Consider the following 12,542-nt stretch of genomic DNA (forward strand, 5'->3'; position numbering starts at 1 on the left):
TAATTGTCAAAGTTCTTTAGTTTGTTGTGACTGTTTTGCTCGCCGCAACGTGTTATATCTTAACTCGTATTGGTTTATTTGTCAACAACTTTTTTAAAAAAATCTAATTTATTTTCTTATTGCATTTCTGTCGATAATTCTAAACAATATTTTAATTCTTTTATTTAGTTTCTCGCTTACAACAACATATGCTATTTTACCTCTGTAAGCGAGAAATGTCAATATCAGTTTTTGATTGTTTTTATATCATTACATCGTTTTAGGGTGTTTTATTCATCTAAAAAGAATTGTAAAAAATATAATCATTATTATAGGCATGCATGCTATATATGCATCAATTATATAATTTCGATTAATATCCATCTTAAAAAGATTATTGTCTCTTTTACTGTAACAAGCAATAAAAAGAATCGCCCCTACACAAACGATACTCATACTATTTAACAATGGAACGATACTTCCTGCCATTTTGATATGTTCACAAATTTTTCCAACTACATATCTATATCCGTCAATGGCATTGCTTCCTGATTTTATTAACAGCTCTTCCATTATTTTACTTTTTGCAACATATGCAGTGTTTAGATTTTGTAGACTTTCATAGCCTCCAACAAACATTCTTATATACTCTAATATAGTAAAAAGCAATAAACTCATATTAGTTCTTTCTTCTTTTGTTATGACCAAAATTGTCAAAATTGTAAATGGAACATAAATCAATAATCTATAGAAAAAATTATCCATAAAAAAACTTATTAAAACCATTATACTATTCAAATACAATAAATATAATTCTGTTTTTTCCTTTTTGGTTAAATACGCTAAAATAAAAATTATGCATATGATTATTCCAACAATACTTGCATCTCCTGTCGTAATAGGAAACTTTGCCATATTCATCATTTTATCTATAAACTCTGAATCATTGATAGAAACTTCTATTTTATTTTCCATTCCAATAGAATATAAACTCCATAATCCATTTGGAATAATTGATAAAAGAATTTTTCCTACAATCTTTATCAGATTTTTTTCACTCAAAACAACTAAAACTGCATACCCAATAATCATTATTGGACATAATGTCACAGAAACTATTCCCCATACAATAAACCATTTTTTCTTTTTTTGAATTAGTGCATCATAACTTAGTAGAATCGCAAGTAAATAGACTATTTCATCCTGTCCTGTATACATAGTACTAAGCATCGTTTGAGCTGATCCTAGCATTAATATCATCCCAAGTTGCGCTTTTTTCTTCTCTCCAGTCATTCTATTAATAATTCTGTATATTAGTATTCCTATCATTAGTGTCACAGCTAATAGAAATAATTTATACCAATACACACAGAATATAGTTCCAACAAAACGTTTTCCATTAAAATAATGTGTTATCCAAATTGGAAAATTCCATATCATTTGCGGAATGAGCATCAATGGAGAACTACATCCTCCTAACTGTATTGCTCCTCGTGTATTTATTATTTTTTCGGTATAAAAATCTGCAACTCTACCTTCAAATAGTATATCCCAGTTGCTTACAGACCAAACCATTAAAGTCTGACCATCCCAATAATTAAAAGTAAGTAACATTATTATTGCTGTAAAAATAGACACACCTGTATGTATGTATGTATGTTTGTTTGTTTGTTTGTTTGTTTTCAGATTTCATTTTCATTCTTTTTACTTTCCCTTCATAACAAAAAAGAAGAGATAATTACATCTCTTCTTTCAGTCCTTCATAGTTCCCTATTTACGAAATACGAATATCTATGAAAATTACTTATTGTTTACTGCATCCTTAAGAGCTTTACCAGCCTTAAACTTAGGTGTTGTTGCAGCTTCAATATTAATCTCCTCACCTGTCTGAGGATTACGTCCTGTTCTTGCAGCTCTCTTGGATGTTTCGAATGTACCGAATCCAACAAGCTGAACCTTATCTTCCTTCTGAAGTGTCTTTGTAACTACATCAACAAATGCCTTTACAGCTGCCTCGGAATCTTTCTTAGAAAGTCCAGACTCCTTAGCGATTGCATCAACAAGTTCTGTCTTGTTCATTTATGTATCCTCCCTGAGAATATTTATTAGATATTGATATATTATCACTAATATTTCTCTAAAGCAAGTATTTTTGCGGGTTTTCGCGTTTTTAATGCCTTTATTTGTACATTTTATGCTGTTTTTAACATAATGTCTTTTGTTATTTTTTGTATATATCGATTTTTAATCGTTATGTTACAGTAATTCTTAACATTGTGTGTTAAATAGAATCATTATGACCTCTTCCTTCTGTTCCTTCATAAAAATTGTACGGTTGCTGAACCTCATCTATTGCATCTTCAAAGTCGCGCATTTCATCACATGTTTTCCAATATAAAATCTGATCGTTTTTAAATTTATATGGAAAAAAAGCCAATGTCATTATCTGTGGAACTCCATTTTTCTCATTGTCTTCTATAAATTCGTGCAACCTTTTCAAATTATAGATATCAAATTCATAAACCATTGTTTCTAATTCAGAAACAGTATATTTTTTTCCATTTTCTGTTCGTTTAATGTCTATTCTACCAATTTCTCTCTCTAACTCTTTGACAATATTGATAAAATCCCTTATTTCTGCCGGGGTAGTAGGGATTTGCATAGATACTTCATAAGAACCTTTTTTTCTATTCTTGTAATCAAAAAATATGCCTCTTCCAAGTCTTCTTGGATTATAAAGAACCATTGAATGATCAACTGACTCTCCAATCCTGAGCATTTCCTGATCATCGTATGAGCCAAATCTCATTCCAGTATTTTTTAAAAACTCGTTTATTTCGATGTTTTTTCCAAATAATCTTTTTTTTATCTGTAATGTAAATGCCATAATCTCGTCAATCCTCTTCGTATCTTTTGTTTTTTGCCACTGCATTACTAACTATAATACTTTATATAATTCCCAGATAAGCATATTGTGCTACAAATCCCCATGCATTTTTATTCTTTTCAAAGATATTGTTGAATTCTTTAATACTTACCGGCGTGCTCTTACCAATCTCTATGGTTGTTGTTGGCTTTGCGTAATTTTCCGAAACATAATCTGCAAGTGTACCTGCTGGTTTATTTCCTAATTGCGATACTAGTCTATATCCAGTGACAGCGTGTAATAAATTGGCTAAATTTGCTGAATTTATACCACTCACTATATCTGAACATCCTGATCCATAGTATATCAGCTCCCCACATGCATGATAATTTATAAAAGCATCAAAATTATATGTTTTCATTACTCTTTCAATTGCTTGAGTTTCAAGTTCAGTCTCTGATGCAAAACCACAAAATGAAGAAAGTGAAGGACCAAGATCATGTTTTCCATTTGCAAATCCTGTAGAAAAATTTCTGTTAAGATCTACTCCATTCCCATTTGACTTTATTTTTTTCAATGATGGAAATGAAGATGCCCAGATTCTTGAGGATTCGAGAATCGATGCACTAGCTCCTAACTGACATAAACTAACTCCATCTGGATTTGTCATGGGCATAATATAAAACGCTACATTTTGAAACAACTCACTGTACGGAACACCATTTGCATTTAAACTTTGATAGTTTTGACAGATATACTCTGTCATCTTCATAACCAATTGTGATGTCATATATTCTCTTGCATGAATAGCGGCTGTTATCATAACTTTTTTAGGAGCATTTGGATTTCCTAAGACTAGTAGTTCCAAGTTTCTTCCATTTCCTGTTTGTCCTACGCTTTGCGATGTTATTAATGTTGGGTAAATGCTACACAACTTTTCAATATCCTCTTCCATCTCTGTATATGTATAAAGCTGATGATCAGTTTGAACAATCTCAATTTCAGTAGCATTTACAATTGTTTCACTTCTAAATCCATATATAAAAGCTGAAATACCCAAAAATCCTGACAATACCAATGATAAAACTTTCTTCTTCATGCACTTCCCTAACCCCTTTTTAATTAAAATTATCAGTTTTTCAATAGATTCTTTTCTAATTCATCGAAATCATATACATTTTGTTCAAAAGTATCTTGATATACATATTTAGCTTTGTTCATGTATGCTTCGTTACTCTTTCGAATTCCCTCCTGGTATTCATCTCGTATGGCACTTATTAACCATCCAACCATATTATCAACGTTTTTTTGACTTTTATACAAAGTATATGCTCTTTGAACTTTTGCCATATCTCCATTAGCTGCTTCTATTATGGACTTCGCTTCTCTTGCTGTTATCTTTTCAGTGATTAATTCTATAACTTCATCGACTAATTCAAATATATCAACTTCCTTTATTTCTTGAGCCTTTGGTTGCGAAGAACCTCTAATTTTCGATGTCTCGACGTGGAAAGTTATTCCTACTATTTTACCTCCTCGTCCTGCCCTATCTGTATCGTAGGTTACCTCAAGTTCAGTCATTTCATTGATTTCTGGAATTGCTTTATCAATTACCCATCTTCTCAAATCTTTCCATTGTGCCATTACTTGATTATTCGCTTCTTGAACCGCTTTGTCATAATCAGGAATAGATTTATCAGAAAGAATCTGACGAACTTTTTGATCATTTGCATCTACTATTCCTAAATCCAATTTCAATTCTGAAAGAGAAAAATGCATATCATAACCAAACATATTATTTTGACTATGATATGAAGCTTTATAAGCTTCGCTTTTTAAAATCTCATACAATCTAAAACTATATACACTTCTAAACTTCAACATCATTGGCAAATTTAAAAGCGTATATTTCTCTTTAATATCAACAATCTGATTTTTTAATTCTCCATTAAATTTGATTTGAAGAATATTATCCTCGTAAGTGCATCTTGAAACAAGAGAAATATAATCAAATCTCTTCATTTCTGGGTCAGTCGCTCCAATTACTCGACCTGTCAAAGTATGTGCTACTTCATTTAATTGCTTGTATAAATTTCTATTTTTATCGTTAAAAACTTTCCTAAGATCACTTGCTGGTAATCGAACAACCAAATTTCCTTTATCATCCTCCTGCGCCTGCTGAATTTTAGATAATGCAACAGCCAATATCTTATTTTCCATCAGTGTAGAATGATATTTTGCTCCAATTAGAAAATTTGTCTTTTTATAATTACCAGATTTAGGCATGAGATTTGTACTTGTATTTTTTGTATTTGATGGCATACTCCACCTCCATATTCCGTATTCTATCATACATACGTAAATTTCTCTACAAGTAATTTTATTTGGTAGAGAAATTTACTACTTTGATATATCCTCAAATACAAGTTTCTAACATTTATTTATACACTCGAACTTACTGCGAGTTTCTGAATGAAATTGACAAGAAGTCATAGGTTATTGTATTCATCAGGAAAATCAATAACCGTACCAGACCCAAATTTGTCGTTAAAACAAATTTTGTCCTGCGAAGCAGGATTCTTGCTGATGATTATCCTAAATCTCAGCAAGAAGTCATACTAATTTGTTTTGGTTGAGAATTTTACGCTTAACTCTTCCCTATTTTTACGCAGTAGTCCTTCTTATCCTATCTTCTGCGTATTTTTCTCGTAAACTATCTAAATTTACTCTATTTACTACTATCTATTTATCTTTTTCCTCTCATTATGGCGGAGTAATTTACGCTTATTTCGTATTATAGTGGAGAAATATACGTTCATATTGACTCTCTTAGTCTATTTATGTCGTATTTATCTCCTTTTCTTAAGGAGTAGTGGAGTAATTTACGCTTATTTATTTCTTTGATTTCCGCTCAATACCATAGTTCACCTTATATTTTTCTATTTGCGTTTTTTTCTCCCCTATTTTATTAAAGTTATCAGCGAATTCTTTATTTAGTACTTTAGTCTATTAAATTACCTGGAGACATGATATTTACCACTTTTACGTTAATATTTTGACATTTTAGAATTTGGTGTCAACTTTACGAGTATAATACGTATTTTTGATTTTTTTGCATTATCTATGTTTATAAATTAACTATACAAGTAAAATACGATTTATCATAATTGTTTTTCTCAACTACAAAACAAAAAATTCAATATATTTATGTATCAGGCGCGTAAATTTCTCGTATATGGTAGTAAATTTCTCGTATTCTTGCGTGTTCTTCTCGTATTCTTGCGTATATTTCTCGTCAAATACCACTAAATAGTATTCGTAAATTTCTCGTATATTCTGCTTATATATCTCGTCTTCCTGCGTATTTCTCTCCTCTTGTTTTCGTATTTCTCTCGTTTTCTTTTCCTTTAAATCCTTATTCTATCTGCTTTTGCACCCTCTCTAATATTAATATTTAATTAATTAATATATGTTTATTAATATAAACAAACAAAAAGCTTTTTTGTTGTTGTTTATGAATATGTTCATAAACTTAAAATTTATTTTACATTATACTAGTAATTATATTTTGCTATTGGCTTGTTATTTACAATATATTTTTTACTTCGAAATTTGACCCTATATGTATTGTTTTATATAATTATGGTAACTTTTTAAAAAGCAATTACTAAATGCAAGTAGTGTTAATACTATTTACATTTACATTATTTCCTATTTGTAATTAGTATAAACACTATTTGAACCTAGTGTAAATTATAATATCGTCTAGTTTAAATACTATTATCTTTTATAGTAAGTTCTATAAGTAGTTATTCTAACTTTTAATAGAATTTATAGCAAATGCTTTTACATTGAACTATATTACATAATAAACTATGGTGTATTTGATATTGGAATACAATCTATGGCATAAAGGTATTAAATACAATATGTAATAGATTATAATGTTATTTCTTTTATATTAAAAACTATATCATGTTGTTATATAGATTATAGCATTTAATTGCATAGTAATAGATATTATAGAATATAAAGCATTATACTATAGACTAACAATATAAATAACAAAGATTATTATAAAATAGTGTATAATCTAATGATTACTAAAATAAAAATCAATAGATAAAGATATATGAAATATTGATAAATAGAATATAATGTAATATAATAAGAAATATAGTGTATTATATAAAGTAATAAAGTACATAATCAAATAAAACAGAGAGTAGTATATATGGGTTTAAATATTAAAACATTGTAGTTTTGAGAGTATTTTATAATACTATATATAACAAAAGGTAATAATACATATATTATTAAAAATTATTCTATAGAACTATGGAATCAATAATAAAGAATATTAGGAATAGAACTTGATTCTTTTAATATAAGAAATTATTAGTACTATAGTTTAAAATAAATGTTATTACATTATAGATTTTAATGTTTTAGTATTTATAATTTTGGTAACAACTAAAAATAGAAAAAGGAGAAAAACATGAGAGTACTAGCTTTTTGTAACAGAAAAGGTGGTGTAGGTAAAACAACCTCTGCGCTTAATATTGCAGCAGGTTTGCAGGCTAGAGGAAAAAAAGTTCTTTTTATTGATATGGATCCTCAGAGAAACTCTACTCAAGTATATCGTGCAAAAATAGAAGATGAATACACAATTTACGATGTTATGACCGATGCATGTGAAATAGCTGATGCAATTCAACACACGGAAACACTCGGAGATATTGTGCCAGGAGATCCTCAACTCGATGAAGTTGTTTATCAGATTATGCAAAAAACAGCAAGTGAAAGGATTTTGAGAAAAAAGCTAAAGAAAATAGATAACATATATGATTATGTTATTATTGATACACATCCTGATCAGTCAATATATGTTATTAATGCATTAACTGCATCAGATGGATGTATAATTCCTATAAATGCAGATAAGTTTTCAATCGATGGTTTGGCAGATGAAATGAAGATTATCGATGATGTCAAAGAAAATGCTAATGAAAATCTTAGCGTATGTGGTATTTTGATGACAATGATTGATACAAGAAATAATCTAGATAAAAGTATGTTGGAAAACATGCCTCTTGTTGCCGAGCAACTAAATATTCCTTATTTTAAAACATATGTTAGAAAAGCACAGGCAGCAAAAGATATTCAAACATCCTCTATGCCTGTTTTTATAGAGCATCCATCTGCAACAGTATCTTTTGATTATAAGAATTTAGTCGATGAAATTCTAGAAAGAGAACCATAAAAGATTAGGAAGTAAAGAGAGGAAAAAGCAGATGGCTAAAACAGCACCTAAGAAATTGGATATGTTTGGATCTTTGAAACAAGCTCAAAACAAGTCGCTTGTTACTGAAACACACAATGCAATGCAAAATAAAGTAACTGACGAAAAAAGTTTTAAGGATGATATTAAAATAGATAAAACTATTGAGTCATCCATAAATAATATTGTAGAAAATAGTAAGGAAATCGAAAAAGAAAATATTGATTCTTTTTCAAAGGATATCAATATTGAAAAAGCTCCTAGGGTTGTAAATACAGCAAATGAAGAACAAAAAGAGTATTCATCAAATAAAGAAGAGGATATAAAAGTAGTTTCTACTGAAGTAAAGGATGAAAGAGAAATTATAAGTAGAAATATTGATGACGTAGATCAACTGGATATATCAAATGAAAAAAAGGATATTGTCACAATAAAAGAGGATTTTAAGGAAGAAAAAGAAATAAGTAAACAAGAGCCTAGTAAGGGTGATTTTGAAATTCTTTCTGAAATGAGTAACGAAGAATTAATCGCATTTCTGGCGTTTGTTGATGATAAGATAAAAAATGGAGAAGCTTTAAATACAAAGGAAGTAATTGCTTTAACTTCTTTTAGGAATAAGATTCCAGAAGGACAAATAAGAGCATATAGATATAGTCATGCAGAGTATCCAGCAGAAAAAGCTATTGGTGATGGAATAAAGATAATAAAGAAGGCATATCAGGGAGTAGATGGTTTTCATACATTTAATCCAATGATAAGACTTTTTGAAATTAACAACAGCTATATAGAAGAGGTTACGGCAAAAGAAGGAATAGATGCTTCACTATATATAAATAAACTAATAGAAGAAGATAGAAAAGCAAAAGAAAATAGAATATAGAGTATATACTAAAAGTAAAAAGACTAACTACTAAAAGTAATTAGTCTTTTTACTTTTAGTATATATAGTTTGGAAAAATATATTTAAGATTTAAAGAAAAGATATATAGTTATATGAATAAAAAGAAACAAAATAAAAAGATTATTGGAAAAACATTTGTATTTATAATTGTATTTATACTAATTGTAATAACAAGAATAGAAAATACAAATAATAGAAAGAACATTGAAGATAATAAACATGGAAGTGCAGAAAGACTTGAAGGCACAACAATCATATATTCCATTTTTGCATCGGATAATAATTATACATGGAACTTCAAGAAAAAAGAGGATCTTGATACAAGAAATTCTATTAGAAATAATCTAAGAATAGCAACAAATTATTTAAGTACTGAAGCAAAAAAATATAACAAAGAAGCAAAGTTTATATATGATTTTACAAAAGACGAAAATCTAATGAAAGAGGAAGAATTTAAATGCGATTTAGAAAATCAAACGGATCATGATAATACAATTTGGAAATTTATAGAAAAGAAAATAGATGTAAATAATCTAATAGATTCGTATAAAGCGGATAATATTATTTTTTTTGTTTTAATAAATACTGATGAAAAATGTAAAGCAATTACGTGTACAAGAGATTGGTATAACGAAATGCCATATCCATATGAAATGGTTTATTTATATAATTTAGATTATGGATTTATAAATCCTCCAAGTGTGTACGCCCATGAAATGCTGCATACTTTTGGAGCTTTTGACTATTATGAAGAGAACTCTGATTTAAATGTTACGAAGAAAACTGTAAATTATTTAAAAAAACATATGCCAAACGATATTATGCTGACATGTTCAGATACAGATGGAAAATATAGATATGATGTAATTACAAATGAAATTGGAGAAATGACAGCTTATTATATCGGACTACAGTCTAAACCCAATGTCGTAAAAGAGCTAAATCTAATTCCTTCACAACATAAGTAAAAAGAACGAAAAAGAATTGACGGAAAAACGTTGAAATCAAGGACTTGAAATAACAAAACAATGTGGAAATGCAAGTTTTTGAAAAAAGAAAATAAGGAATAAAATGTCTAAAAGCAAGTAAAATAAGGTTTTATCATGCTTTTAGCAGAGTAAAACAAAAAGTATTGAAAAAACGATAAATAATCGAAATAAAATGCAAAAATTAGCATAAAATGGGCACTTTTTCCTTGATTATGCTCTTTTGTAGGTGTAAACTTAACATAGTTGTTAAAAATCCTAATGTTGAGGAGGAAGACAAATGAATAAGACAGAACTAATTGATGCAATTGCAAAAGAATCAGGACTTTCAAAAAAGGACTCTGAGGCTGCAGTGAAAGCTTTTGTCGATGTTGTAACAAAGGCTTTAAAAAAGAAAGAAAAGGTTCAGCTTGTAGGATTTGGCACATTTGATACAGTAAAACGTGCTGCTAGAGAAGGAAAAAATCCTCAGACAGGTGAGACAATTAACATTGCGGCATCTGTAGCACCAAAGTTCAAAGCTGGAAAAGCATTAAAAGATGCTGTAAACAAGAAGTGATAAGAGTATGCAAGGGGTTGCTGTAAGTAGTATTAGCAAAAAACAAAAATCAGCTGAATGAAAACAGTGACTAAAAGGTCGTGAAGTGATAATCGTCATTTCACGACCTTTTTAGTCATGAAATGACGATTACAATTATATTAGAGTTTATCACATGCTTTAGTCATAAGCTTTTGTATATAAGAAGATATCGGAACCATTTCAGCAGATAGAACTTTAGTAATTCGCCTGTCATAGGTTAATAGGCCATTTGTTTCATCTTCGACGTCAGACAATTGTGTATAAATTGTTCCGCAAAGTCCATCTTGAATATATGGAAAAACCTCACGCTTATAAAGATTATATATAAGACGAGCAAATTGTTTTCTGGTTTTTGGCTTAGATCCATAACCATAAGTTCGATTTGGATTAAATGAATGTTCTTTTATTTTATAAACAGTTCCACCAAATTCCGACATCATAATAATTTTATCAGATTTTTTAAAATGAAAATGATGACCATAAACATGATAAGAGTCAACATCGGATTTTCCACCTCTAAACCAACCTGAAGCAGAATCAATAAGTCTATTGGAACCTTTATCATATTTTTTTAGAAGATCATACATTTTACTTGATTCAAATTGTCCCCAACCTTCATTGAAAATGGTCCACATGTAGATACATGGAAAATTTCTAAGCTGATCAACAGTCTTAAGCATTGTCTTAACAAAAGTTTTGCGTGTTTCATTGTCTTTGTGCATGCAGCTGTCACTTTTTTTGATATGAGCTTTTTCAGTAATGCCGGGAATTAAAGTATCTCTGAAAAAGCTGTAATCTCCGTTATTCAACATATCTTGAATAACTAACATTCCGTGCGTATCACAATAGTAATAATATAAGTCAGGCGCAATAGAAATGTGCCTTCTTAAAGTATTGAACCCAAGTTTTTTCATTTTTAAGATGTCATTTTCCATACATCTAGGCGATGCAGCGAGATTTAGTCCATCACTGTAATAACCTTGGTCTAAAAGTGCATGTAAAAATACAGGCCTATTATTAAGGAGAGTACGCATAGCACCATTAATCTTTTTTGTACCGATTGTTCGAGCTGCAAAATAAGAAGATATTGTATCTCCAGAATCAAGTTCAATTGAATAATGGTAAAGATAAGGTGATTCTGGTGACCAAAGTTTTGGATTTTGAAGCTTGATAACTGCTTTTCCATCATTAAGCGGATACCTTTTAACTTCATTATCTAGATGAAGGAAAACAGTACCATTAAAATTTGAATCAAAGGTATCAATATAAACAGTCTCCTTATGATATCTTGAAAGTATATGTTCTATATATTCGTCATTAACAGACTCAATCCATGTTGTTTGTAAACCGCTGAAAGGTGTGTACCACATTCCTCCTCTTGAAAGAGTTTGCTTTCCATAAGGATGGCTTAAATCAGAAAGATTATCATTGATTCCGATTGTTATGGTGTGAGTTTCATAAGGATTATCAATGAAATAATCAGTAATATCACATGAAAAGTGTAAAGAACCACCATCATGGCGTTTGACAGCTTTTCCATCAATCCAGATAAGTGTTGTATAATCTGCAGCTTCAATATTAAGTAAGATCCTATCTTTGAAAAAATCAGATGGAAGTTGTATTGACTTTTCGTAAAAAAGCCAGCTTGATTCATCGAAATGCTTGCAAATTCCTGATAATAAAGATTCTGGTGCAAAAGGAACGAGTATTTTCATGTCATATGAAGAAGGAATTTTACATTTTGATTGAACTTTAAATTTCCAAAAACCATTGAGATTAAGGAAGGAATCTCTTTTCAAAAGCGGTCTTGGGTATTCGTTCCAAGGAATATCGTTACCAAGTTTTTCTCCTTCATGGGTGAGTAAATAGTTGAAATTGTAATTAATTTTAAACATTGAAAACTCCTAAAATATAAGGTTTCTTGTGGTGATTCTTTGATTTTTAGCATA

Annotated in this window: 10 protein-coding genes; 4 read left to right on the top strand and 6 right to left on the bottom strand. The window is 29.6% G+C overall.

Translation table 11 applies throughout. The annotated features are described in order from the left end of the window. Window positions 1-273: 273 nt before the first annotated feature. From G634_RS0108480 to G634_RS0108500, 5 genes are all read right to left on the bottom strand, one after another. Window positions 274-1,554 carry a hypothetical protein gene (locus G634_RS0108480; protein WP_026504927.1) on the bottom strand — a complete coding sequence of 427 codons (1,281 nt, stop codon included), beginning with the start codon at window positions 1,552-1,554 and terminating at the stop codon, window positions 274-276. Between the two features lie 225 nt (window positions 1,555-1,779). Next, window positions 1,780-2,058 carry an HU family DNA-binding protein gene (locus G634_RS0108485; protein ID WP_026504928.1) on the bottom strand — a complete coding sequence of 93 codons (279 nt, stop codon included), beginning with the start codon at window positions 2,056-2,058 and terminating at the stop codon, window positions 1,780-1,782. Window positions 2,059-2,260: 202 nt separating this feature from the next. Next, window positions 2,261-2,866: a hypothetical protein gene (locus tag G634_RS0108490; RefSeq protein WP_026504929.1), complete on the bottom strand. Its 606-nt coding sequence runs from the start codon at window positions 2,864-2,866 to the stop codon at window positions 2,261-2,263. Between the two features lie 61 nt (window positions 2,867-2,927). After that, a complete protein-coding gene (locus G634_RS0108495) occupies window positions 2,928-3,944 on the bottom strand; it encodes a M14 family zinc carboxypeptidase (protein WP_026504930.1) in 1,017 nt (338 codons plus the stop codon). Window positions 3,945-3,976: 32 nt separating this feature from the next. Beyond that, complete coding sequence (locus G634_RS0108500; protein WP_026504931.1) at window positions 3,977-5,167, bottom strand: replication initiation protein; 1,191 nt, start codon at window positions 5,165-5,167, stop codon at window positions 3,977-3,979. A 2,176-nt stretch (window positions 5,168-7,343) separates the two neighbouring features. On the opposite strand from G634_RS0108500, the gene G634_RS0108505 reads away from it, so the two are divergent. The 4 genes from G634_RS0108505 (at window position 7,344) to G634_RS0108520 (ending at window position 10,572) form a co-directional block, all read left to right on the top strand. Further along, window positions 7,344-8,108 (top strand): ParA family protein, encoded by a 765-nt coding sequence (locus G634_RS0108505; protein WP_026504932.1) that lies wholly within the window; start codon window positions 7,344-7,346, stop codon window positions 8,106-8,108. Window positions 8,109-8,139: 31 nt separating this feature from the next. Further along, window positions 8,140-9,006, top strand: a complete 867-nt coding sequence (locus tag G634_RS0108510; protein WP_026504933.1) for a hypothetical protein — start codon at window positions 8,140-8,142, stop codon at window positions 9,004-9,006. A gap of 113 nt (window positions 9,007-9,119) precedes the next feature. Continuing rightward, complete coding sequence (locus G634_RS0108515) at window positions 9,120-9,995, top strand: hypothetical protein (RefSeq protein WP_026504934.1); 876 nt, start codon at window positions 9,120-9,122, stop codon at window positions 9,993-9,995. A gap of 298 nt (window positions 9,996-10,293) precedes the next feature. Beyond that, window positions 10,294-10,572 (top strand): HU family DNA-binding protein, encoded by a 279-nt coding sequence (locus G634_RS0108520; RefSeq protein WP_026504935.1) that lies wholly within the window; start codon window positions 10,294-10,296, stop codon window positions 10,570-10,572. Between the two features lie 140 nt (window positions 10,573-10,712). On the opposite strand, the gene G634_RS0108525 is transcribed toward G634_RS0108520, so the two are convergent. Next, window positions 10,713-12,488 (bottom strand): glycoside hydrolase family 2 protein, encoded by a 1,776-nt coding sequence (locus G634_RS0108525; RefSeq protein WP_026504936.1) that lies wholly within the window; start codon window positions 12,486-12,488, stop codon window positions 10,713-10,715. Window positions 12,489-12,542: the final 54 nt, after the last annotated feature.

Source organism: Butyrivibrio sp. NC3005 (genome assembly GCF_000424545.1).
In the GTDB taxonomy this organism is placed as follows: Bacteria; Bacillota; Clostridia; order Lachnospirales; family Lachnospiraceae; genus Butyrivibrio.